At 37.7% G+C, this 25,941-nt stretch carries 25 protein-coding genes; 6 read left to right on the top strand and 19 right to left on the bottom strand.

Going from position 1 to position 25,941, the window contains the following annotated elements:
* Positions 1-109 precede the first annotated feature (109 nt).
* Positions 110-394 carry a GNAT family N-acetyltransferase gene (locus tag I6J03_RS21335; protein WP_003006100.1) on the bottom strand — a complete coding sequence of 95 codons (285 nt, stop codon included), beginning with the start codon at positions 392-394 and terminating at the stop codon, positions 110-112.
* 174 nt (positions 395-568) lie between these two features.
* Positions 569-970 (bottom strand): single-stranded DNA-binding protein, encoded by a 402-nt coding sequence (locus I6J03_RS21340; RefSeq protein ID WP_003006103.1) that lies wholly within the window; start codon positions 968-970, stop codon positions 569-571.
* A gap of 189 nt (positions 971-1,159) precedes the next feature.
* Between I6J03_RS21340 and I6J03_RS21345 the strand changes: the two genes are divergently transcribed.
* The 3 genes from I6J03_RS21345 (at position 1,160) to I6J03_RS21355 (ending at position 3,114) form a co-directional block, all read left to right on the top strand.
* Positions 1,160-1,522 carry a hypothetical protein gene (locus I6J03_RS21345; RefSeq protein WP_003006106.1) on the top strand — a complete coding sequence of 121 codons (363 nt, stop codon included), beginning with the start codon at positions 1,160-1,162 and terminating at the stop codon, positions 1,520-1,522.
* Between the two features lie 140 nt (positions 1,523-1,662).
* A complete protein-coding gene (locus tag I6J03_RS21350; RefSeq protein WP_201693969.1) occupies positions 1,663-2,394 on the top strand; it encodes a DsbA family oxidoreductase in 732 nt (243 codons plus the stop codon).
* Positions 2,395-2,505: 111 nt separating this feature from the next.
* Positions 2,506-3,114, top strand: a complete 609-nt coding sequence (locus I6J03_RS21355; protein WP_003006113.1) for a CDP-alcohol phosphatidyltransferase family protein — start codon at positions 2,506-2,508, stop codon at positions 3,112-3,114.
* A gap of 54 nt (positions 3,115-3,168) precedes the next feature.
* Here I6J03_RS21355 and I6J03_RS21360 read toward each other — a convergent pair whose 3' ends face one another.
* On the bottom strand, positions 3,169-4,335 hold the full coding sequence (locus I6J03_RS21360) for a glycoside hydrolase family 27 protein (protein ID WP_003006116.1): 1,167 nt from the start codon (positions 4,333-4,335) through the stop codon (positions 3,169-3,171).
* 664 nt (positions 4,336-4,999) lie between these two features.
* Here I6J03_RS21360 and I6J03_RS21365 point away from each other — a divergent pair.
* The 3 genes from I6J03_RS21365 to I6J03_RS21375 are packed head-to-tail and all read left to right on the top strand — an operon-like array spanning position 5,000 to position 8,018.
* Entirely contained in the window at positions 5,000-6,184 is a 1,185-nt protein-coding gene (locus tag I6J03_RS21365) for an OmpA family protein (protein WP_003006119.1), read from the top strand.
* A 37-nt stretch (positions 6,185-6,221) separates the two neighbouring features.
* Entirely contained in the window at positions 6,222-6,407 is a 186-nt protein-coding gene (locus I6J03_RS21370; protein ID WP_201693971.1) for a hypothetical protein, read from the top strand.
* A 24-nt stretch (positions 6,408-6,431) separates the two neighbouring features.
* Complete coding sequence (locus tag I6J03_RS21375) at positions 6,432-8,018, top strand: hypothetical protein (protein WP_201693972.1); 1,587 nt, start codon at positions 6,432-6,434, stop codon at positions 8,016-8,018.
* Between the two features lie 633 nt (positions 8,019-8,651).
* Here the strand turns inward: I6J03_RS21375 and I6J03_RS21380 are convergent.
* The 16 genes from I6J03_RS21380 to I6J03_RS21455 all read right to left on the bottom strand — a co-directional run bounded on the left by I6J03_RS21380 (position 8,652) and on the right by I6J03_RS21455 (position 25,935).
* A complete protein-coding gene (locus tag I6J03_RS21380) occupies positions 8,652-11,045 on the bottom strand; it encodes a GumC family protein (protein WP_003006127.1) in 2,394 nt (797 codons plus the stop codon).
* Positions 11,046-11,054: 9 nt separating this feature from the next.
* Entirely contained in the window at positions 11,055-11,858 is an 804-nt protein-coding gene (locus I6J03_RS21385) for a polysaccharide biosynthesis/export family protein (protein ID WP_003006129.1), read from the bottom strand.
* Entirely contained in the window at positions 11,855-12,796 is a 942-nt protein-coding gene (locus tag I6J03_RS21390; protein WP_003006132.1) for a hypothetical protein, read from the bottom strand. Before I6J03_RS21390 ends, I6J03_RS21385 begins: the two co-directional genes overlap by 4 nt.
* Before the next feature lie 10 nt (positions 12,797-12,806).
* A complete protein-coding gene (locus I6J03_RS21395; protein ID WP_003006135.1) occupies positions 12,807-14,447 on the bottom strand; it encodes an ABC transporter ATP-binding protein in 1,641 nt (546 codons plus the stop codon).
* A complete protein-coding gene (locus I6J03_RS21400) occupies positions 14,432-15,529 on the bottom strand; it encodes a nucleotidyltransferase family protein (protein WP_003006138.1) in 1,098 nt (365 codons plus the stop codon). The genes I6J03_RS21395 and I6J03_RS21400 overlap by 16 nt, the downstream gene beginning before the upstream one ends.
* Position 15,530: 1 nt before the next feature.
* Positions 15,531-15,806 (bottom strand): PqqD family protein, encoded by a 276-nt coding sequence (locus I6J03_RS21405; protein WP_003006140.1) that lies wholly within the window; start codon positions 15,804-15,806, stop codon positions 15,531-15,533.
* A 4-nt stretch (positions 15,807-15,810) separates the two neighbouring features.
* A complete protein-coding gene (locus I6J03_RS21410) occupies positions 15,811-16,251 on the bottom strand; it encodes a S24/S26 family peptidase (RefSeq protein WP_198137104.1) in 441 nt (146 codons plus the stop codon).
* Positions 16,252-16,292: 41 nt separating this feature from the next.
* On the bottom strand, positions 16,293-17,411 hold the full coding sequence (locus tag I6J03_RS21415) for a glycosyltransferase (RefSeq protein ID WP_201693973.1): 1,119 nt from the start codon (positions 17,409-17,411) through the stop codon (positions 16,293-16,295).
* Positions 17,412-17,424: 13 nt separating this feature from the next.
* Positions 17,425-18,567, bottom strand: a complete 1,143-nt coding sequence (locus tag I6J03_RS21420; RefSeq protein ID WP_003006151.1) for a glycosyltransferase — start codon at positions 18,565-18,567, stop codon at positions 17,425-17,427.
* Positions 18,564-19,700 carry a glycosyltransferase family 4 protein gene (locus tag I6J03_RS21425; protein WP_003006154.1) on the bottom strand — a complete coding sequence of 379 codons (1,137 nt, stop codon included), beginning with the start codon at positions 19,698-19,700 and terminating at the stop codon, positions 18,564-18,566. Before I6J03_RS21425 ends, I6J03_RS21420 begins: the two co-directional genes overlap by 4 nt.
* A complete protein-coding gene (locus tag I6J03_RS21430; RefSeq protein WP_201693974.1) occupies positions 19,700-20,869 on the bottom strand; it encodes a hypothetical protein in 1,170 nt (389 codons plus the stop codon). The genes I6J03_RS21425 and I6J03_RS21430 overlap by 1 nt, the downstream gene beginning before the upstream one ends.
* Positions 20,870-20,980: 111 nt before the next feature.
* Positions 20,981-21,985, bottom strand: coding sequence for a glycosyltransferase family 2 protein (locus I6J03_RS21435; protein ID WP_003006162.1), 1,005 nt, complete (start codon positions 21,983-21,985; stop codon positions 20,981-20,983).
* A gap of 10 nt (positions 21,986-21,995) precedes the next feature.
* Positions 21,996-23,081, bottom strand: a complete 1,086-nt coding sequence (gene gmd, locus I6J03_RS21440; protein WP_003006166.1) for a GDP-mannose 4,6-dehydratase — start codon at positions 23,079-23,081, stop codon at positions 21,996-21,998.
* 122 nt (positions 23,082-23,203) lie between these two features.
* Positions 23,204-24,034 carry a hypothetical protein gene (locus I6J03_RS21445; protein WP_003006169.1) on the bottom strand — a complete coding sequence of 277 codons (831 nt, stop codon included), beginning with the start codon at positions 24,032-24,034 and terminating at the stop codon, positions 23,204-23,206.
* Positions 24,035-24,076: 42 nt separating this feature from the next.
* Positions 24,077-24,958, bottom strand: a complete 882-nt coding sequence (locus I6J03_RS21450) for a glycosyltransferase family 2 protein (RefSeq protein WP_003006172.1) — start codon at positions 24,956-24,958, stop codon at positions 24,077-24,079.
* A complete protein-coding gene (locus I6J03_RS21455) occupies positions 24,955-25,935 on the bottom strand; it encodes a glycosyltransferase family 2 protein (protein WP_003006175.1) in 981 nt (326 codons plus the stop codon). The genes I6J03_RS21450 and I6J03_RS21455 overlap by 4 nt, the downstream gene beginning before the upstream one ends.
* Positions 25,936-25,941: the final 6 nt, after the last annotated feature.

Here is a 25,941-nt window from a genome sequence, read left to right on the forward strand (position 1 = left end):
TGCCAGTAATTCAGATTGGACATAAAAGAGTTGTAGAACTTGAAAATTGAAGCTTTATATCTACAAAATATTTGCTGATCAGTGCGTATTGCACGAATCTGCCTTTGATTTAGTCTTCAGCTAATACATCCTGAAAAGCAGGAGTTTTATCAAAAACGGATTTTGCAAACGGACATTGTGCAACAATTTTCAGATCATTCTTACGTGCATAATCTACTGCCTCCAATACCAGTTTCTTGCCAACTCCCTGACCTTCAAAATGAGAATCCACTTCTGTGCTGTCAATAATTAGTCTGTCCTCGCCTTCTTCATAATGCATCTGACCACTTTGCTGATCATCAATATATGCTGTAAACACACCATTTCTTCCGTTACTAGAATTCCTTATTTCCATATGTATAAAATATTAAACAGTGACACTTACATAACACATATGAGACAATATTTGTTTAGGAAAAAGCGATTTTAAGATCAGAAATTGTCTGATTTTAACAACAGGTATCCGGAATAAAAATAGTATTAATAGCATTATTCGCAGATACCTGTTGCAGATAACAGGATCAGTAACTCAGAAAGGTAAGTCCTGATCTTGTTCAACCTGTTCGTGCAGGATATCAGCATTATTCTTGGGACTCTTGTTTTTGTCAAGTACCTGTAATTGTCTGACTTTGACTTCAGCAACAACCTTCTTTTGCCCCTCCTTATCTTCGTAATCCCGGTATGTCAGCATTCCCTCAATCATGATTTGCGTGCCTTTAGCACATCGCTGCTCTACTATCTGGGTAAGGCTGCCCCATACCACCAGATTATGCCAGAGTACATTCTCGACCCATTCTCCCTGTGCATTTTTGTATACTTCATTGGTGGCTAAACGGAGCTGAGCCATTTTGGATCCTTTTACTGTAGCTTTGATTACAGGATCTATCCCTAATCTGCCTACTAACTGAATACTGTTTCTTAAAGCGTTCATAACAATAAAATTTTGAATAAGTAAAAAAAATTAATTAACTTCCTGATTCTGTAAAGTGATTACTATTCACTTCCGAAGCACTGATACAAAGTTGCAAAGGACGAACAGGAATATCCGGTTATTAAACATTTATTACCATTTATAAACGTTTATAAGCGTTTAAAAACGGTTAGGAAAAGCTGCAAATCCATGAAAATAGCAGAAAGAGTATGCATAGAGTGCAACAGTACACTAAAAGGAAGGTCAGACAAACGGTTTTGTGATGACGGCTGCCGGAACAATTACAATAACCGATTAAACAGCAACCAGACATCTTATGTACGGACAGTTAATGCTGTTTTACGCAAAAACAGAAAAATTCTGATGGAATCGCTGACAGAAGGTCATAAGGTAAAAGTGGATAAGACAATCCTTATTGAAGCTGGATTTCAATTTGATTTTTTCACACATCAGTATAAAACCACAGCAGGTAAGGTATATATATTTGTATATGAATACGGTTATCTACCCTTAAAAGATGATCAATTCCTTCTGGTCAAAAAGTTTGAATAGATCTTATTTGTCATACACTTGTAAAGGGCAAATCATACAATTGCAACATTTCAAAGGAGTATCTCTGAAGTAGATTGAAAGACCACACTATCCTTCCCAAATTCATTAAATTTGTTTTGGTATTTTTTAGAACTTAAAATATGAATATAACTCAAACAAATAAAATGCAGGTCGAGATATGGAGCGATATCATGTGTCCGTTTTGCTATATCGGAAAACGTAATTTTGAAGGTGCATTCTCCAAATTTGCTAATGCTCAAAATATAGAGATTATCTGGAAAAGCTTTCAACTTGATCCTACACTGCCTGAAAAAGAAGAGTTTGATCATGTACAATATCTTGTCGAACGCAAAGGTATGCCTCCCAATCAGGTACGTGCAATGTTAGACCAGGTAACTCAAACAGCAAAAAATGCAGGTTTGGATTATGATCTTGACCATGTGGTCACTGTCAACTCCTTCAATGCGCATCGGGTCATTCAATTTGCAAAGACTAAAGGTTTGGGAGATGAAATTGAAGAGCGCTTTTTTAAAGCTTATTTTACCGAAGGGAAAGATATGGCTGATCAAAACGTACTCTCCGCATTGGGACAGGAAATCGGGCTGACCGAAGATGATATCAAAGAGGCACTATCAAATGATGAATATGCATACAAAGTGACGCAGGATATACAGGAAGCACAGAGCATCGGTGTACGAGGCGTACCATTCTTTGTCTTTGACCGCAAATATGCTGTTTCCGGAGCACAACCCACAGAAGCCTTTGCTGACGCACTGAATAAGTCATTCGAAGAATGGGTTGCTAAAAACCCTATATCACCCCTTATAGTCAGTAACGGACCTACCTGTTCACCGGACGGACATTGTGAATAAATAAAATACTCAAAAAATAGGTTAAGCAATCTAAAAGTAATACTTTAGGTTGCTTTTTTTATGGTTAGAAGTCATAAAACTGTTAATTAATCCCTGTTGCCATTCCTAATTATGACAAAAAAACAAATTCCTGAACTACTGATATGGTCAAGACTGATGATAGGGCTTATTCTTATTGTGATGAGTATCCTGCATATTTCACATTATGAAGTCTACGCAATTACCTTGTTAACACTTGGTCTGCTTTCAGATGTATTTGACGGGATTATAGCCCGCCGGCTTCAGGTATCGACAGAGCGGTTAAGAAGACTGGATTCGGGTGTAGATCAGGTCTTCTTTATTTTGGTAGCGGTATCTACCTATATTCATTGTCCTGGATTTTTTCATCAAAACAGTACAGCACTTATTATATTGATTGCCGCTGAAGCGATGACATATATCATCAGTTTTCTCAAATTCAAAAAAGAAGTCGCAACACATTCCATTGGAGCAAAGATATGGACACTCTCTTTGTTTGCAACATTAGTAGAAATCAATATACATTGCCAATCCGTTGTGATTTTTCAGATCTGTCTTTGGCTTGGGCTTCTGACTCGCCTGGAGATTATGGCTATTATCCTGACTTTAAAAAACTGGACTAACGATGTACCCTCTCTTTACCATGCTATACAATTAAGAAAAGGCAAAACGATAAAACGAAATAAACTATTCAACGGCTAATATCTGCATCTGGCTATGTATTACTACACATGATCTGAATTCTGAACTACAGCATCAGATACTGACCTCCAGCACTACAATGCCATGTGCAGGAATAGTAAATTTTCGTTCTTTCCCAATCTTACCTAATGAACGGTGTAACCAGAGGTCACGTATATTATTACCTGCTGTAAGTCCAACAGATCGCGCATCTAATGTATAATCAACAGCCCTGTTCTCACGGTTCATTATAGCTATTGCTTTCTTCTTTTTGTCTGACAGCAGCTTCTCCCAGACCTCTATATTACCTTCACGAAGAACACTTCTGGCCTGATAGAATAGCTTATCCTGATTCAATGCGATTAATTCTTTATTGGTCAATATTTCTATTGTCTGCTCGGATATCGTGCGCAGATCATTCCCGGCCATCAAAGGTGAATTGAGCATACACCACATAGAGAAATGCGTCTTATCTTCTTCATAGCTCATCCCTCTGCCAACCTGCAACATATCCATATCATTATAATGTCCCGGTGAGGAATATTTATACAGATTTCTGTTTAAGTCTATGATTTCCAATACCGAGGCAAAATTATTACGTATATCTCCTGAGATCCGCCAAGAATCTACTAATTTGAGCGCCCATTCTCCCGGAAACTGCCAACGGCACAGGTTGAATCCGGCATCTGGCTTAGCCTCTTTAACCGCATGAACTATTTTCGTATATTGTTCTTCCTCATTTAATTTCATTTCCTGTCCGCCACACCAATCTACTTTAATAAAATCAAAATTCCACTCTTTGAAAAATAATTCCGCATCCTGCTTTTCGTGTCCGTACATACCGACACCAATACCTTTGGTATCATTGTCCCATATCGATCCGCAAGTATTCTTACCTCCCTCAGAATATAATCCTGCCTTCAAACCTTTGCTATGTACGTAAGCTGCAATAGCCCCCATCCCGTTAGGAAATTTTGTGCTGTCTACGTAGAGTTTTCCATTCTTATCACGCCCTCCGAAATAACCATCATCCACATTGATATAGCGATATCCCGCTTTATACAAACCGGAAGAAATCAGAGCATCTGCCTGTTCTTTAATTAATTTTTCATCAATATTAATGCGGAAACTATTCCAACTGCTCCATCCCATTATCGGGGCTTTAACAGCTTGTCCATAAGTATCTAAATGACATAGTTGCATTAAAAGGACAACAAAGAAGGCATAAAATTTAAATTTCATGACATAAATATATACAGTTCTAAATCAAATGCAAAAAATCATACTATTTTCTACATAACTATAATAACCGGATCAGAAGTGTCTGAAAATTAGAAGAACCGCAATTTTCACAAATAATATATAGCAATCAGGCAATAATCAATTAATATTTTCTCCAACAGAAAAATGAAACATTAAAAAGTCTCTTGTATAACTCGATAATTTTCAATGCTTATGCCCAAGGTATCAAATATATTTGATACTTATAAAAGAAGAAATAGCTTCTCCGACAAAAGCATCCAATAGCAGATTAAGATAATTAGCCATATTTATCAGTCAACATGTATACTTTTAAGCTTCGTTAAATAACTCTTTTTCAATATTTTCCCTGTAAAAATCACCATTTATACCCGGAAACTATCAAGGAATAGCCTCATTGTATAGGTTAAAATTGTAGAGATACCTCCACACAACCTCTTTTTAAACGTTTTAAAACAATATTTTCCGGATTTGACTATAAAAATTCAGACACAGCACCTCTACGAGTTTAACTCACTAATCATATTTTTGTCCTATCACAACACACTAAATTAAATATGTCTGATACAATACAGGCATAATGCAAAAAATAGATTTTTTCGACTTTTTAAAACATACATAATAAATAATATTAAATATAAATTATATGAGAATAATAAGTTTACTTTTTATTGCGTTATGCATTTCTCTGACTGGGTATAGCCAGCAAACTATCCGAAAAGATACAACCGTTGTTACAGATAACAACAGATACAAAGTAATCACGAATACTTTCTGGAGCAACTGGTTTCTGGGAGCCGGAGCAGGTGCTCAGGTTTATTTCGGAGATCACAACAAACAGGCACCTTTATCTGAAAACCTGACTCCACATTTTGGTCTCCATCTTGGAAAATGGTTTTCTCCCGGATTAGGCTTACGTCTGGGTGCCGGAGGCTATCAGATCAAGGGACTAACCCAAAACGGAAGCCACTCTACCGGAGAAGTATATGACGCTTCCAAATGGCTGGATAAACAAAAATTCAATTACTATCATGTCTACGGAGATATGCTCTTCAATCTGTCTAATATTTTTAGTGGCTACAATGCAAACCGTATTTACAATATAAGTCCGTATCTGGGTCTGGGATGGATGATTACTAATGATCAGCCAAAACAGCGGGAAATAAGTGCTAATCTGGGTATCTACAATACGTTCAGACTGGCAGAGGCGCTGGACCTGACGCTGGATATTCGCGGAAGTATGGTCAACGACCGATTTGACGGAGAAACAGGCAGACGTAAAGAAGAAGGGACGCTGAGTGCACTGATCGGACTGACCTACAAATTCAAAAAGCGTGGATGGGACAAAAGTAAGACAACTATCATCAGCTACGATGAAGAGGAGCTCAATGCCCTGCGTCGCAGGGTAAATGAACTAGCCGCAAACAACGATGTACTCAGTAAACAACTGGAAGAAGCTGGCAACAAATCCATGACCAACGTCGTCGTGAATAAAAATGTACTGGCAGCGCCGATACTGGTCACTTTCAAAATCGGTACCAGTGAGATATCTAACGAAACCCGTGTGAATCTGGGTTTCTTTGCAAAAGTAATTAAGGAGGGTGATGCTCAGGTCATATACCGGATCACCGGATATGCTGATAAAGGAACAGGAACACCAGAAATCAACCAGCGTCTGAGTATAGCTCGTGCTGAAGCTGTAAAAAGTATACTGGTCAATGAATTTGCTGTACCGGCAAGACAACTGACCACTGTAGCGGCCGGAGGTGTAGATAACATGTATTATAATGATCCTAAACTAAGCCGCGCAGTGATTGCATTTGCAGAATAATTAATATCCACATTAAAAACTATATAAAAATTATAACATGATGAATAAAAAAAATAAAACAGACTACATCTCGCCAGCTATTATTAGCAATACTATAGAGCTGGAGCAAGGTATAGCAGCCTCATCTGCAAGGTTAGTACCGGGAGGAACAGGAACCAATTCAGCAAATCCACAGGTAGAGGACTGGACTACAGACACAGAAAGCAGAGATTTAACATTTTAAGATTATTAATCATTAATACAAGTTATGTACACTAAGAATAATAAAATAAAAACCTATACACGAGTTTTACTCTTTTCATTCAGCCTGCTGATTTTAAGTAGTTGTGCTAAAAAAGAGGTAGAAAAACAGATTTCACCGGATCAGGTGGCTCAGTTAGCCTTTTCAATAAATGGTATTGAGGAAGCCTCCGATGGTACTCCGTCAAAATATCAGGCATCATTACCCCAAACTAATACAGACAGCGAAAGCCAGCTGTTGCAGCTAGGCAATATCAGTGCCGAAGTATCTGTTACTTCAGGTCCGATCAAAACTCAGACAGAACCATCCAACAGTAAACAACGTGCTGCCAATATGACTGACGGATACAAGTACAGAGTAGTCGTAGTGAATGCTACGACAGGTGCAGTGGTCGGATCTGTGCAGGCAACAGCCAGCGCGACAGGGGCACAGGCAGAAGCGGCCAAAATAGATGTCGTAAAGGGAGGCACTTATAAATGGTATGCTTACTCTTATAATGAAGCTGCGGATGTACCAGTACTACCAAACGAAGCTAATCCTGTATTTACACCGTCATATGACAAGGATTTGCTTATTGCCAGCAGCGGCTCCAATACGGTAACTGTTCCAGGTACTCCGGGTCAGGGCTCAGCAGTAGACGTGCAGGTACCTATCACATTCAAGCATGCACTGGCTAAGGTAACCGTACGCTTTGATGCCAGTTCAAGGACTGATGCTATTACTGTACTGAATGCAGCTCTGAATAACGCAGCGTATTTTAATAAAGGTACTGTAACACTTAATACGACAAGTGGTGCACTCGCTTATAATATAACCGGACAACATAGTGTATCGGCCATAAATGTAACTCTTCCCAATAACATTGTGTCATCTTCGTTTTACACACTTCCAAGCGGATCTGCGATATCGAACTTTCAGGTAAATATTGCGAATCTGACAGTAGGGCCACTTACCGCATCCAACAAAACAGTAAATTTTGCAAACACGATAGTACCTGCTGTAGGTAAAGAGATGATTGCAAATATCAATATTCTGGATGTTACGATCGTGAGTGGTGTATACTGGGCTACCGGAAATCTCTATTATGAAAATGGTGTATATAAAATCAGAAATGAAGATACAACTCCTAGACCGATAAATGCGGCTAGTCAGTACGCCAGAACGGATGGCTGGAACTGGATGAGCATTAAACCTTACCCAACTACATATGATCCTCGTAATCTGGTAGACCCATGTAAAAATGTACTTCCTCTCAATACATGGCGTATGCCTACCGCTGCTGAATATAACACTTTACTTCCTTTAGCTAATTCATCTACGACATATGAGTCAGCGTCAAGTTTTGGATCAAATTTCATAGGATATGACAGATTTCGTCAGAATGCCAGCAGTAAATGGGTACAATTTAACAAGGATGGCAGTACACTAACTATAGGGACTACAGGAGGATATTGGACTACAGATTATACAACAATTGGCAGTTACCCTTTTCAGGCCAGTATTTTATACATTGTTAATAACAGTAAACCAAAAGTAGATGATTATATACTTAGCGGTTCGTATTACAACATCCGGTGTGTACTTGACAGATAATAACACTAAGATATAAGTGCTGTCTAATGACTGGCATCACTTATATTATACTAACTATTAAGGCTGATCTTAAATAAAAATAAGATCAGCCTTCTTCTTTCTTTAAGTTGTACTAGAAATCATCTCTATGCCCTTCAGGCATCTCTCCTTAGAAAGGAGAGAATTAATTGTATAAGCAGTTGGCGGGGACGCCAACTGACGCAGTGTTTTGTATCGCTTATACAACTTTTAGCCTTATCACTTTATCAACTTCTTGAATAACCTCTCTGCCCTGCAGGCATTTCTCCTTAGAAAGGAGAGAATTAATTGTATAAGCAGTTGGCGGGGACGCCAACTGACGCAGTGTTTTGTATCGCTTATACAACTTTAGCCTTATCACTTTATCAGCTTCTTGCTAAACCTCTATGCCCTGCAGGCATCTCTCCTTAGAAAGGAGAGAATTAATTGTATAAGCAGTTGGCGAGGACGCCAACTGACGCAGTGTTTTGTATCGCTTATACAACTTTTAGCCTTATTACTTTATCAGCTTCTTGCTAAACCTCTCTGCCCTGCAGGCATCTCTCCTTAGAAAGGAGAGAATTTATTGTATAAGCAGTTGGCGGGGACGCCAACTGACGCAGTGTTTTGTATCGCTTATAGACCTTTTATCTTTTCTAATAATGAAGAAAATAAATTGTGTCTTTTTTCATTGCTGTATCCGTAACCATATCCGTATCCGTATCCATATCCGTACCCATATCCCCTGCGACCTTGTTTCAGTCCATTCAGAATGACAGACATATTGGAAAGTTTGCCTTCCTGACGTATTTTTTCAATTTCGGGCAATTGCCTTCTGTCCATTTTGCCTACACGGACCATAAATATAGTCAGATCCGAAATCCGGTTGACAATACTCGCATCAGCGACAAGTCCCACAGGTACTCCATCTACAATAATATAATCATACCTGTTTCTAAGGTCAGCTATAAGCTCATCCAGTCTCTTGCCTAATAACAATTCAACGGGATTGGGCGCTACCATTCCTATGGAGATGATATCTACATTATCTGCTATCCCACTTTTGCATATAATATCGTCAATAGCTACCTGACTATTCGATAGATAATGACTTACACCAAGTGCACTTTTTACATTGACTCTGGAACTGATGGTCCCCTTTCTAAGATCCAGATCCAATATTAAAATCTTTTTATCCAGAAAAGATAAGGTAGCAGCCAGATTTAGGGCTGTAAAGGTTTTACCTGCTCCGATACTGAATGATGTAAACGTAATCACCTGAGGAGAATTTCCATTTCTCGACATAAAACCAATATTTGTCCTTATTATGCGGAAGGCCTCTGTAAGTACATCGCGACCAGTCTTACTGACTAATACCTTATTGCTATCTGTTTTTCTTTTTCCAGCCTGCGGTATCTCTCCAAGAAATGGGATATCCAGTACACTTTCTATATCCTGCCTTCCGCGGACTCCGGTATTGAATATCAACAGACACAAAAGAACAGCTGCAGGCAGCACAATCCCTATTCCGACACCAGTCATTACCTTCTTGAAGCGCACTGGATATACAGGTGCATCGGAGCCTGATGCAGGGTCTATAATTCGGATATTGTCATCGGTCATCGCCTTATTCAAAGCGTTCTCTTCCCGTTTATTAAGCAAGAACACGTACAGTTCTTCCTTTACTTTCTGTTGCCTTTCTACCGAAAGCATAATTCTCTGCTTCTGAGGCATCTGAATCACCTTACCTCTTGCCTGCTGTTCTTCGCTCCTTGCCTTCTGCATTTTTACCCTAAGACCTTCAGTAGCATTTTCTACAGCCCGATCTATATTTCCCCGCATTGCACCCAAAGCTTTGTCCAGATCCTGTACTATAGGGTTCTCTGTGCTACTGCCTTCTACTAAGCGGTTTCTGCGAAGCAATGTTGTATTGTAATCCGTAATCTGGTTTTCAATATTGGCTTCGACCAATCCTGTATTGCTGGGAATGAGTTCATTTCTTTTGGTCTTATTGTCCAGGTGACTACGCATCATATCTACCAGCCTGATATCGGTTTCCAATTTGTTTCGTTCTTCCAGGTGCTGCCTGGATTCCGATAAATACATCTCTCCGGCAACATTCACATCTACCCCCTGATTGGCTGTCTTAAGTTGCTCAATATTATTCTCCACATTTCCAAGTTCACTTTCAATAATCTGCAAACGTTCTCTGATAAATTGAGCGGTATTAATAGCGATCTGATTCTTATCTTCCAACGAGAATTCATTGTACACGGTTATCAATGTGGTGATTATATCATTCGCCCTTTTGATAGACTGATCTTCCAATGTAATTTGTAATAAAGAAGCATCTTCTTCCATTTGCTGGATCTTAAGATTACCCATAATATAGCCAACCATTGCTTCATGGGCGTATTTGGTCACCTGTATGTCTTCACCCACTGTTGATGCTGTGAATTGTTTTTCAGCTGTGACTACTATCCTGCCTACCGGAGTATTACTTTCTTTATTCAGTTCAATCTTTAACTCTTTTGCTCTGTCTCCGTTACTCCATTTTTTGAGCAATACATATTTGCCATCCAACGGGGTAAGCGTAAATGAAAAGCTTTGATCCGGTTTCTTATCCATCCAGGTTACTTTTACCGGACTTTGTGTATAAAGCTCCTGATCCCTTAGTCCGTTACGGATTACATAACTCACATCTGCATTCAGACGATCAATTGTCCTTCTCATAAGTTCCTTTGAGTTCAACTGTAATATTTCTCCTGCCACACTTACTGAATTAAAGGCAGAATTTGTCCGTGTGATTCGGGCAGTAGACGGTGTATTCATAGGAGTCTTGATCATTACCATTTCAGAGCTTCTATACATAAAGGTGGAACGGCTATACTGGTAATAATAGTACCCTCCAAAAAGCAAAACAGAAAGCGCAAACCATTTCCAATGTATCATTAAATACTTAAACAGGTCAATAATATTGACCGATTTATCTGCCTTTGTTATATTCTGTGTTATTTGATTATTTACCATTATTATCTGCTATTTTAAAAGGATTAGTGTAGAAATAAGCAAACCAACAAGTCCGATACCTGTGGATATTAGTTGCCAGCTTTGTTGTTCTTTAGCTCCTACTGTGCCTCCCCGGGGCATAACATATACAATATCATTCTGCTTGAGGATATATGTCGGGGACTGGAATACGGCTTCGGATTGTATATCATTGATTGTCATTTTCCTTACTCCATTTTCTTCGCGGATGACAGCTATTTTATTAGGCGCACCATTTGTAGTCAGTCCTCCAGCCCTGGAAACTGCATCAAAAAGGGTGATCGATCCATCCGGTACATCTAATACACCTACCCGGTTTATCTCCCCCATTACATTAACTTTAAAGTTGAGTAATTCGGTTCTTACAATAGGTTCATTGATCAATCTGCCGTCTATCAGTTTCCTGCGAATCAACTCTTTAAGCTCCTCCAGAGACAACCCCTCTACAGATATGGGACCTAATACCGGAAAATCTATTTCTCCTTCCTGATCTACCAGATAGCCTTTTGCCATATTTGCACCTGCGGGGCTTGTCCCGGCAGTAGATATATTTCCTTTCTCATTGACATTATACATTCCTTCTCCGATATTGAACGGTGCCGCAAGTTCGGGGGTTTTGGAACTGACAATGATACTTAGGCGGTCTCCTTTTTGGATACGGGTTAACTGTGCCTCCTGAATCCGGTATGCTGAATCCGGCACCATATCCTGTACATAGGCCATTCTTTTGGAAACCAGACAGGAATTTAACACTATGACACTGCATAACATTAATGCAAAAATCAGTCTTTTCATATTTCGTGAATTTTATATTTGTTAATTATTTCATTATAGCACAATACAGCAGCAGCCCTGTCCGGCAGGCAATCTAACACTCCTATCGGAAGCTGCTGAATAATATATTCAAGAGTAGTCGTCATATGATCAAACAGCACTCTGTTCCAGCGTATAGAGGAACAACTGGGCAATACTGTTATCAGCCCTTCAACTCCGGATTTCCAGTTCATCTCATTATATAGAGACTGTTTTAGCCGTACCACACTCAATAATGGCAGCCCTTTATTTTTATAGCAATCTGTTTTGCCACTCCATGGTGATCCGTATATCCTTATCTTTCCGTCCGGACAGATACGTATGACAGGATTGTCATCATTAAGCAAGGTTGTATTCTTATGATATTGTATCCATAGTCTGCTGTGCGTGCTTTTTCCTGTACCGCTTTTTCCTAAAAATGCAAAGGCATTTCCATCCTTTTCAACTACAGAAGCATGGATCATCACGGTTTGAAATGGCAGAATCGCTTGTCCATAAACAACCATCAGCAACCAGCTCAGTATAGAACTGGAATAGAGCTCTTCACGTACTATATTGATAACCGAATGCGCAAAATCTTTTGTACTGTACATCATCCAATGCCGGCTGTCGGCTTTACTTCTGACAGAGGTGACATAACATTTGTCTGCCTCTGCAAACTCAAAGTTATCCTCCCACACAATTGAAGTATTAGTCAGCGTTTTCAGTTCACCCACATCCAGCGACGTATCTGCATCTGTAATCCGGATAGTCATATTGTATTGACCATTAAATGGATTCTTTACATAAAAATCTGCAAATGTGGGTAATGCCAGCTTCAGATCAATATCCACTGGCAGAATCAGCTTAAGTGTATGTTCTGCTATTCGAAAATAAACTGTTCGCTGACTCTGTCGGTTGCTGTGTCCGCTATCTATCATATTTTCTACATTAAATATATATTTGTTGATTACATTGTCTCGCCAGCACCAGATCGTGCGTAACAAACACAATAATTTTGTCTTTCCCTGCTTCTGTCAATCTGTTAAATAATTCTTGTGCTGTACTTGTATCTAAAGCAGAAGTAATTTCATCAAAAAGCCAGATACTGTGCTCTGCCATCATAGCTCTGGCTATAGCAATGCGTTGGGCCTGTCCTTCTGACAAACCATAGCCTGACTCACCTATGATTGTATCCAGACCATCCGGAAGATCATAGACAAATTCAGCACAGGACAGATACAGTGCTCTATGGATCTGTACAGCAGTTACCTCATCATGTCCTCCTGTCAGATTTTCACGTATTGTGGTACTAAACAGTTTATCTCCCTGCGGAACGTAAGCGATATTAGCCCGATGTCTGTTTGTCAACAGGTAATTATCCTGAGTTGTATGGATCCTTATCTCGCCTTCATCGGGCTTTATCAATGCCAGTAACAAACGGATCAGGGTTGTCTTTCCTTTACCACTTGTGCCTATTACAGCAACCGCATCGCCCACATTGACCCTCAGAAACAAATCACTGATAATCAACTGGTCATCATATTTAAACTTAAGATTTTCAACCTGTATAGATTTTACATCAGATAGGTATTCCGGTATAGCTTCTTCTTCTACCTCTGAATCCAGTAATTCCCGGACCCGGTCCGATGCTATTCTGAATCGGATAAAAAGAGGGACAAAGCTCATCAAAGAAATGATCGGAGACTGAATGCGTCCTACTAATTGCAGAAATGCAGTCATCGTACCAAATGAAATTTCACCTGTCCGTAAACGATATACCCCCCAGACAAATGTGATCAGAAACCCTGCATTGACTGCTATTTTCAGTATAGCCTGAGAAAAAGCGGAGAAGTTCAATAATCTAAGTTTAAGTCTGTGGATCATCTGTTGACTTTGCTGTACTTTATTCCAGCGAAAATCATATAATCCTAATGCCTGTATGGAAGTTCTGAATCTGATATTTTCCTGCACCACATGTCCAAGATCACTCTCTGCTTTCTTTTGCTGTGAATTCAGATCTCTCAAACGTTTGAAATATAGTTTTGAAAACAAAAAAAGAGGAGAAATAGCCAAAATAAGGATGGCTAGCATAGGATCCATAAGCCATAAAAAACCAAATGATGCAAACAGTCTGATCAAGGTCAGTATAAAAGCCAGAGAGGAATAAGCTATCATCTGTATGATTTCATTACAATCCGTATGTATACGAACCTGAATATCGCCGGTATTCCATCTTTTTATATATTTCCATATGATTGTCATCTGAGATTTAATGACTTTATTCTGTAACCGGATCAGCATCTTCATGCGTATTTTTTCATTAAGCCATTCTGAATAAATTTTTGCACTTAATCCCAATAAAACGCTGCTTATGACCAAAATAAGTGCAAGCTTCCATGTTGTTGTATTCTTATCCATTACCAGATCTACAGCTCGCTTAGACCAGTATACAAATACCAGAGATAAGATGATAACACAGATTTCCAGACAAAAAAACAAGAGCAACTGCAAGCGCTGTGGTTTTGCAAAAGACCATGCCCACCTCATATGACCAATGACACCTCCGTTTACCATTATCTGACTCTCCATCCTGAATACAATTGTACCAGCGGAAAACTAATCGCCTCTATCGGTGCATATTGTACATATTTAAAAAAATTACCTGCAATTCTTTGTGTCTTACTCTTCCGGAAAGTCTGTTGATCATTATCTGTCTGAAACTTATGATCATGAAACCCGAAATTGCCGGATCTTAACATATCGGCCATCATCCAATCAGCCGGATATTTAGGCGATGTATCAAAGGGTAAATAGTCTTTTGGAAGTCCGATATACCTGTGTAATATATCATGCAGCAGATATATCCATCTGATAATTCCTACCTTGGTATATACTTTCTTCAGATATACTCCATCCAGATAATGGTGATGTACATAATATAACCGGGCCGCATCACAGAGCTGACGAAGACCTATACCAAAAGACAATTGATGCTTCAGAATATGAGAATTCACCTGCAAGATATTCAATACAGGCGCCGGTAGCGTCCATGTGCTGTCTTTTGCACGTACATGTATGTTGTTTCTGGATTCTTTATTTTCCAATTCTTTAAGATAAGATCTGCAGAATGGATTATAGATATCAAAAATACGCTGATGATGATCTGTTTCGATTCCTTTCCATACATAACATGTGCTGTAACCGGCTGTCTTGTATATTTCTATCTGCATATTTTGTACAAGCTGACAGGCCATATTGTATTCTTCTTCGTTGGAAAAGTACCAATCAATATCACCACAGGTACGGCTATCAGGATTATCATATAACGTAGCAAGCCCCTGCCCCTTTAGTAAAATAGCTTGAATGCCTGATTTCTGGAATAAAGCAAGCTGTTCATTGATCACAGAATTCATTACGGTGTTTCGCTGTTTTGTTTTCTCGACTCTTACCACCCACTTGATTAATACTTCCTTAGGAGGCAGAAATGAAGAATTAAGATGTTCGAAAGCATCAAATACTATAGCCTCCACAGTTTGATTTACGCACAATACAAATAATTCTTCCCACTCCTCATTTGATAAGGAAAATGCATTATCTTGGTCAACAGGTGTACTCCAAAGACCTGACCGCAAAAGTTTAAAGAATACTTCTGTTACTTTATTTTTTATCATGTCAGATATCTTTTAGCAAGCCTTCACTTTGAAGTTGCTTCATCAACTCGTTTGCATCCTGATTAGCTGTTTTCGGACTTAAATTATAATTATCCTGTAATAATTTTGCAATTGTCGAAACAGAAAATTCAATATTTTGTAATTCATTCCATATAAATGCTGCTGTTTCGTTAAGTGTATAAGCTTTGGACATATCAACCATGTCCTGACCGGGATCAACGATAATATATTCCTCACCGATCTTCCTCAAACGGATATCTGTTCTCAATCTCATCATCTTTCTATTTACGTTCTTTTAAAAGTTTTCTTATTTTACTACATACACGGCGGATAAAACGCAGTCTATACCACATCAGTCCCATATATGTATATAAAGTCGAGTCTATATTTATCTTCTTTTCTCCACGACAGGCCATACCAGCTACAGCGAGTATATCTGATAAACAGATATTTTCTACCTGAACAAGATTGCCGTCTCCAGCCAATCTGATTCTCTTCCCTCCGACTTCTTTCCATACGATACGGTGAAGGATATAGGTGTTATTCCATGTTGCAAGAACAATGTTTCCGCACCTTAAATCAGGTCCAAATACTTTCTGCAACACCACATGATCAGCAGGCTTTAAAAATGGTAACATGCTGGTTCCAGTAACTGGTATTTTGACAGTCTTGTTATTATCCAATAATTGTCTTACCTGTTCAAAAAACAGCTCGTTATCCATTATGTACTTATTTTTATCTGATATTATCATATCTTGAAACCTTAACTCATCAACAACTGACGATATAATCTTACACATCGGTCTACCATAGACTGGCGGGTAAACATAGTTTCGTAACGCTCTTTACTTCCCTGCTGAAATTTTTGATTGAGTTTTTCATCTTCACATATTTCCTCAATTGCAAGTGCCAACTGATCAGCGTCTTCAACATCTACAATCAAACCTGATACTTCATCCTTATTCACCCAACTCACGCCTGACCCCGGAATATCAGTGGATATAACTGGCTTCCCGCAAGACATTGCTTCTATCTGCACAATGGCAAACGCTTCGGTTTTCTGTATAGAGCTGAGACAGAATATATCACACGCTTCGTAATATGCAGACAGTTCTTCGTCTGAGATAAAACCGACCAGTTCGACTCTGTCCTGTACATTCAACTGTAGGATAAGATCTTTTAGCATTTTCATCAAAGGCCCTTTACCCCCGATGACGATCTGATAGCTGTTATCCAGTTTTTGTGCTGCACGTATGAGGTACTCATATCCTTTGTATTCTACCAGACGCCCGAGCGAAAAAACAATTCGCTTACCCGGATATTTATTTTTAATAGCTAAGACTTTCTCCTCATTAGCAATCACTGGCAGCACTCCGATAGGTATGTAATCTACCTTATCCTGTACTGCTGTGAGAAAAGAGGAAAACTGTACATATACCGGACTGGTTCCTACAATAAGATCCGCCCGTCCGATAAGCCAGTTTTGCAAGGGATTATAGAGCTTAAGAAGAGTCCTTTGTTTGACAATATCGCTGTGCCAATGTAATACAACCCGGCCTTTGTATCCGGACATATAAAGTGCCAGGCAGGCCATCGGATCGGGATGATGGATATGTATAATATCATAATGATTTGCGATCTTCCGTAGCTTGCTGATCATCCCTGGTGCAATCATTGTTGCTGCAAACTTAAACCGGGTACGAATGATCATTAATTTAGCATATTTATTGAGGATAATATTTCCGGCAGGATAATCTTCAGTAGCTGCACATAACATATCACAGTTTATCTGTTGTGCGGACAGACCAGACATCAGATCATACATTACTTTCTCTACTCCACCGCGTACAGGATAAAATTTACCTACTTGTAATATGTTCATCTTCTCCATCAAACTATCTGTTAAGAGTTATAACCTCTGCTTCTGCCAGAAGCATATCAAATAATCTTTCCCAGGACTCAACAACAGGCCTTTCAATTTCATTTTTAGGAACAGGCTTCAGGAAGGAATTTTCACCATGAATCAATTGATACATCCGGTGGCTTAACTCTTTGTAATCTGCCGGATCAAAAAAAGCAGTCTTCTGACTTCCTCCTGCAGTTTCATAAGCGTAAGGAACGTCTGCCAACAGCATGGGTTTATCAAAAGCCGCAAATTCGGAAACAGGTAATCCCCACGTTTCTACTTTGGAAGGAAAGATCAGACAATCACACTTTTGATAATAATCGAGTAAGATATCCTTTGAAAGAAAACCAACGAAAACCAGCGATTCAAAACGGTTTCCCCAGTTTTTATATAACCATCTGGCATACGCATTTTCGTCTCCTTTAACGGTGATATAAACTTTAAAATTTTGGTTTCCATATATTGTCTCAATCTCTTCTACAGCCTTACAAATCACTTCAAAATTTTTATGACTGTTGGGTGATGCAGCATATATAAAGGAATAATCCTGAAATAAAATACCACAATCTTTGGCAACCACTTGTTTCAGTGTTTTTGAGGCAGGCGGAGGTGCTACGATAACGCTGCCATTATCTAACGTAAACATATTCAGCATACCTTTTCTGAACCAGTTTTGCTGCACAACGATATACCGGTTTTTATGAATATTAATTCCGTAGATATATTTAGTAAACAGCGCAAAAAGGACGATCTTCGGCGTCCAGAACAGTTCTTTCCATTTCCATTTATAAAATACAAACGGACTGTGACAGTACACAGCTCTATACTCTGCTACGACATTCGGTGAAGTATCATGCAGAGAAAACCACAGATAAACCGGACTCAATTGTTTACTGATTTTCTTCATAGATATGTATTCAAACCATATCCGGTTTATCCATCTTTTTTTTGGCCATTGTGTTTCAATGTATTCTATACCCGGAAAATCAGCCAGTTCTCTTTTATGCACAAGCGCGACAACCTTGTATTCTCCATTTTCTGCCATTGTCGAGAGATACTGCAAGCAGTCCCGGAGAATCGCCAGTGTGCCAGCTTCCACCAGATTTACCGCTGATATGACAATTGTTTTCATCTTGATTTACCTGAAAGATCATTAAATAGGTTTAACCATTTATTCATAATAACTTTTTCGGAATAGCGCTCTGACATTTCCCATGCATGCTTACCCATCTCCGATCGCAGATCTTCGTTTTCTATTAACAGATTTATCTTTTTCACAAAATCTTCACTATCCTTTTCTTCGATTAAGAAACCGTTACGTCCGGAATCAATAATATCCCGTGGCCCGCATTTGCAGGCATAAGCGACCAAAGGCACGCCACAGGACTGGGCTTCTGTCAAAGCCAGACCAAAACCTTCATAGCGGGAAGTCATAACCAGTACAGAACTATTTATATACTCCTTTTGAATATTTTTGACTGGTGCACACAGGTGGATGACTTCCGAAAGGGTTAATTCATCAATCAGTTGCTGTAAATGTTGTTTTAACGGCCCTTGTCCATATATATTGAGCATCCAGTCTGGATGAACCTGATGAACCTGTTGCCATATACGGATCAGATTGTCAAATCCTTTTTGATAATCATAGCGTCCCACTGCAATCACATTTTTTTCTTTCAAAAGTGCCTGCTGTTCTGGCACAAAGCTGTTTGCATTGGGTATAACGGTCATATGAGGCATATCTCCCCAATACGCCTTGTCTTCTTGTGTGAGGACAACAAAGCTGTCATAACCCTTTACAATATTCAAATCCTGTACGGCACGATACTTATCTATACATTTCCATATGCCTCTTCTGTTGTATTGTATACGCTTGTATCTGGAAAAATGAATCTCCATCACTTTCTTACTGCCATCTTTAATTTTATGTAAAAAAGATCCGTCATGGTCAAACATGGAAATGGCGATATCTGCATTCAATTTTTTCAACAAAGTGCCTAATGCTTTTCTATGCTTTTTCTGTTTTCTAAAATATGTTACCAGTCTGGTCAACAGTCCTTTCTCCAGGTCATCCTTATAATTTATGCCCAGATCATGCTGATCTATACGGGGATCTAAAGTAAAGTATGGGCTGCGGCCCTTCTGATCTGTCGTAATAATACTGATGTCATATCCCTGACGTACCAGATAATTTGCTTTATTGGCCAGTACTCTCTCCATTCCTCCGGAGTTAAAAGTGCCGACAATGTTATAGACTATTTTCATTACTCTTCCCTGTAATATGTATTGTACAAATAAGGACTACTCATGGAAAGCAAAAAAGCATACACTAAAAAAAAATCTGTTGATACCTTTAACCAATTAATAAATACAAGAATGATCAGAACAATAAATAGGTGTTTTATATTTGCAAATCTGTATTGTAGTGCATATGATAAATAAATAAAAAAGATAGAGAACAGAGTAAGTCCTATTATTCCACAGTAAAAAATAAAACGTAGATAACCTACATCTGTATTCATATAAAAGTACCCCGATTTGTTAGGGTCTTCAAAGTATCCATCACCAATAATCCAGGTTTTTAAATGATCGGGAAATACCCACATCGTTTTCAATTTTTCAGTTGAATCAGTTTCCCATGTTCCAGTTTCGATCCAGTTAAAAAAACCTTCAAAACCGAATCTCAGTAATTTAAAAACATCTTGGTTTGTACTATAGAAATAGCTTGTAATAACACCTAATAGTATTAAACAAACTACCATTATTTGCATAAGCTTTAGATTCTGTACTCTAACATTAGATTTAAATACATCCGTCCCGAATAAAAGATAATATACAATTCCTCCAACCATACCAATTGTTGTACTTCTTGAAATCACATTTCCAATAATGGATATTATAATGAATGATAAAGTATACAACACTATACTCACACTACTATGCTTAACTTTATCATTATTACATAACAATATAGATATCATACATAGTACGACTGCAAAACGCCCCCCTGAAGCATCTAAGTGAGCTCCAATACCGTAAAGTCTCTTAACTCTATTTAAGAATTCCAGATTACCTGTAATAAAATAAGTATCTACAAAAAGTTTAAAGTCTGGTATAAAGTTAATCAGCAGTGCCAGAATACATTGTAATACACAAGCTACGATCAGGTAATTAGCCAGCAACCTGAATGACAGATACTTATGAACTAACCCTATGAAAGCAATTATGGTGTACGAACCGAGAAACCATATCCACATTGATATAATATAGCTTGTATATGCATAATCATTCGTGTTATTATATTCAACAGAAAAGTTTCCCATCAATGAGAATACAACAGCTATCATTGATGCTATAACTAATTCTTTGGACAAAAAGAATCCTCCTGTTTTTATCATATGATATACGAAAAAAGGAATCCCCATTGCTGCCAAAATTAACTTCGTATTTACAGATGGTAGAAAAGAAAAATTAAAAGGAAAATAAAAGCAACTGGTAAGGCATACCATAAGCACAATACACAAAATTTTCATTTTCAAAAAAGATTACTTATATACAATACCATAAACAAATCGAATAATACAGTAATAATATAGCTTCAATAACCAAAATTGACGTTTTGCAGCAGCGTTCTGTATAAATTTAGTTCTCAAAGAAGATAATGGATTCATGTTAATAGAGACATTGGCTTCAGGAAACCAATTCAACCAAGCTTTATAATTTTCAGAATTATTTGAAATAAGCATTGGTAATTTAATATTCAATTTAAAAAAATTAATCAATCCCTCTATCTCTTCACGATATTTACTTTTGAGCAGATATTTCTCCACTTCGGATACATTAAATGTGACCTGTTGAAGATGGGTATCTGATTGTGTTTTTGTTAAAGAACTAGCATTATCTTGTCTGTAGTGGTATAAAGCTTTATTTAAAAAACAAACTTTTTGAGCATTAACAAAAAGTTTAAACATCACAAGCATATCCTCTCCTATATTTTGTCCAGGTATAAATTGTATTTCATTTTTAGTGTACAAATCTCTTTTCACCAAAAACATCCAAAGATTCCAGCGCATCACTCCATAAAGCATTTTTTCTATTGCTTCTAATGGACTCGTAAAATGCGGCTGATTCATTGTTCTTTCATTTTTACTAAATGTGAGATTCCAGTTACATCCAACTATATCAGCATTTTCTTTAATAGCTTCATTGACCAATTGTTCAATAGCATCATGATCAATATAATCGTCCGCATCTACATAATATATATAGTCTCCTGTAGCATTATCTAATCCAGTGTTTCTCGCTGCTGCGACTCCCTTATTATAACTATGGGATAAAACCTGTACTCTTCCATATTTTTCTAACAAAGCCTCTTTAAAGCTTTCAATAATCTGAATACTATTATCTATACTGCAATCATTAATGAATAAAATTTCCAGATTTTTATATGTCTGATTCAACAGAGAATTAATACAGTCCTTCAGATTTTGATCTGCATTAAATACAGGAATGATAATCGAAACAGAATTTTCCATATCTCTTTTTAACATTTCGCTATTATTATCCCTTAGCCAATATAATGTCCACCTGCACCATCTCCTGTACAAGAGATGGCAAATCATATTTGGGCCGCCAGCCTAACTGAGTTTTGGATTTTGAAGGATCCCCTATGAGTAAATCTACTTCCGTAGGACGATAATATTGCGGATCTACTTTCACCACTACTTTACCAATTTCCAGTAGATAATCAGGGTTATTACATGATTTCACACGCGCTATTTCATTTTCTTCATCACCTTCAAATAATAACTCTATTCCTACCTCAGCAAATGCCATTCGTACAAATTCTCTGACAGAAGTCGTTATGCCCATTGCTATAACATAATCATCAGCCTTCTCCTGTTGCAGAATACGCCACATGGCTTCAACATAATCCTTTGCATGTCCCCAATCTCTTTGCGCGTTGAGATTACCGAGATATAAACACCCTTGCTTTCCCAATGCAATAGCAGCTACCGCCATTGTAATTTTACGCGTCACAAAAGTTTCTCCTCTTCTTGGGGATTCATGGTTAAATAAAATGCCGTTACAGGCATAGAGATGGTACGCTTCACGATAATTTTTGGTGATCCAGAAGCCGTATATCTTAGCAACTCCATAAGGTGAACGTGGATAAAAAGCCGACTTCTCATCATAAAAACCCTTATCATTTTTATTTTCAGCCAGACCACCATATAGTTCGGAAGTAGAAGCCTGATAAATTCTCGTCTTTTTTTCCAACCCCAAAATACGCACAGCTTCCAGAATACGTAGAGTACCCAAACCATCTACATTTGCTACATATTCAGGCGAGTCGAATGAAACTTTGACATGCGACATAGCCCCCAGATTGTATATCTCGTCAGGCTGCACTTCTTGTATAACACGGATAATATTGGTAGAATCTGTCAAATCACCATAATGGAGTTTAAAATTAACATGTTGTTCGTGCTGATCCATGTACAAATGATCTATACGCTGTGTATTAAAGGAAGAAGCTCTTCTCTTGATACCGTGTACCATATAGCCCTTTTCCAACAACAATTCGGCTAAATACGAACCATCCTGTCCTGTGACACCTGTTATTAATGCTACTTTAGTATTCATATATTTTTTCCAGTTTTACCTGATCACTATTAGTTTTGAGTCTTTTTGATTAATCCGGATATATTACTAATTGTTATAATAGCCGAATTATATGCCTGCAGTAAAGAGCTATCTTTTGTCTATTAACTGCCTTTTAATTTTCTCTTTACATTATTGTATAAATCTGAGCCCAGTAAAGATCTCATCTTTAATTTGAACATAAGTTTCAGATATTGTTTATAATCCTGAGCCCTTATTCTGGAAGCTACTATGGCTGCATGTACTGCAGTTTCTGCTTTTTCTTCCAGTATGATGACGCCTGAGTGTATGTGTGCTAATGGTGTAATCACGGATTGATCGTGTTTGTGATCAACCAGGAAATCATATTCTGTCTGCAACTCTTCTTCTGTAGGATCGATTATAAGCTCAGGCTGATGTAAGGTGATATCCAGCCATTGTTTTATAAACTCATTCTCTCGTCCAGAACAAAAGATGACACCTCCTAATATCTTATTGTATTTTTCGCCATAATTGGCATTTAATATATTGTTAAAATAAAGCTGTGTCTTCTTTTTAGTCCAATACTTTATCTTTGTAGAAGTCTGTCCAAATTGCTCCCATTCCGGCATTTGATCTTTATATTCAAAACAAATCGTATGATATTGCTTTAATAAACTGAAATACAAATTCCAGTCTTCAGATTTATAAAGAGAACAACCCGCGTCTGCATAAATAACTATAGTTCCATCTTCATATTTTTGAAGAGTATTCCATATAATCGCCGGTTTCCATGCCCAATATCCGCCCCCCCGTTCGTACTGCATTAATGGAGAGGATGTTATGTAATGCGGCAATGTTGCAGGGGTGTATAACAATACTTCATCAAAAATTCCTAGCTTTCTGGCTTGTTTCCCAATTCTCTTTAAAGAATAGGCCATTCTGTTATCTGCGTATGAAATAAAAATAACTGGCATTGCTTACTTAGTATTTAATATAATGTATATACACTCCTTATTTTATCGGCGATTTCTCTGGTACGCATAGAAAAATATTTTTGGAAATAATGCTTTTCCGTAGCCTGCCAGCCAAACAAATGGATAACGATATGGAAAACAACGACGATTAAACAGCAATGTATTATGCAGATTAAAACCTAATGGTGATTTTAAGTAGTTAAATCGTTCTTTTAACGATAGTTTTTTAAAATCTGATCCATCTTTTTCTATATGGTCATTCTCACATATACCGACATATTCTCTTAATATAAAAACCGGAAAGCCATCTTTATGAGCTAAATAAGAATAATCATGATCTCCTCCACTATGAATATATTTATCGCAAAAGATTCCCTTCTCCTTTACTACATCCTTGGATACATATGTAATATTTCCATGAGCTGCCTCACAATGTTGAAAGCTACCGTCAGGAATTAAGAACTTATCCCTTAAAGTCCATTTATTAATAAAATCAAACCCTCCGTAACTAAGTCCGTTTTTTTCCTTGTTATAAGTAGAACCTACGTAAATTCCTCCCTTTCCAAACTTCGTTTTAGCATACTTATCTGCTGCCACTAATTCGGTCCAGATGTTCGGGAGAATAATACTATCGTTATTAAGCCATAAATAACCATCAAAGACTCCTTCTCTGATCGCAGCCGTCCATGAATTAATCATTCCACCATTCCAAAAAAGTTGTCCGTTACCTTCTAAAATTTCAATATTTTGCATCGGAAAAGCTTCTTTTATTATTTTAGTTGTACCGTCAGTACTACCATCATCTGTCATGAAAACCTTAAAATCGATTGCCATTCCGGTCCTTTCTGCTTCAAACAGGCTTTTCATACACAACAAGGTTTTTTCGACCCTATTAAACACAGTTATTAATACAGCGATTTTCATGATTTATACTTTCTATTTTTTAGAAATATCCAAACATTAATCAGTGCCCATTTTTTATTTGTGGCCGCCCAGCCTAATACTCTCAAATGAAAAGGTAATGCCTTGAATTTCATAATGTACCGATTGGATTCCCGGTAAATTTCTCTCCACTTTATAAAACTCTCTATATTACATGTAAACAGCAGAGTCTGCTTGGCAGCGAGCTTCAGAAAGTTTATCTCATGTGTATATTGGTGAGCCTGTTGGTCTTCAAAAAATTGGACTGTAGCATCTGTATTATTAAAAATGTCAGCTAATTTTTTATTGTTTAGATTTCTACCAAGAGAGTTTATATTATCCTGATTGTAATGATAAAATGCTTTTGGTATATACACCACTTTTTTTGCATAATAGAATAAACGAAAATTAGTGTATAAATCTTCCCACATATCTCGTCCATCAGGAAACTTCACATCGTTTATCAAAAAAAGATCTCTTTTGTACATTTTATTCCAGACTCCACCATGTATTTTTTCCGACATCAATGCTTTAATACATTCTTCAGAGTTTTCTACGATAGATTGTTGTGCTAGCGTTTCATAATTTTTGTATGTATAATAAAAATCACTCCATACGATATCAGCATTTTCGGATTTAATTTTGATGTACATCTCTTCTAATGCGCTTTCTTCTAACCAGTCATCGCTATCACAGTGAAATACATACTCTCCTTTAGCTATCTGTAGCCCTGAATTTCGGGCAGATGGTAATCCAAGATTTTTTTCATGTCTAATAATCTTTACGTCTCCTTTCCGTATTGGAAATTCTTCAACAATCTGTTGTAATATGGCTATACTATTATCCGGACTACAGTCGTCAATAAAAATATATTCCACTTCTTTTAAAGTCTGCTTAAATAAATAGCGACTACATCTTTCTATAAATGATTCTACGTTAAATACTGGTATAATTACCGAAACTTTATACTCTTCTTTCATTTCACT

Origin of the sequence: Sphingobacterium spiritivorum (genome assembly GCF_016724845.1) — a bacterium.
Taxonomy (GTDB): Bacteria; Bacteroidota; Bacteroidia; order Sphingobacteriales; family Sphingobacteriaceae; genus Sphingobacterium; species Sphingobacterium spiritivorum_A.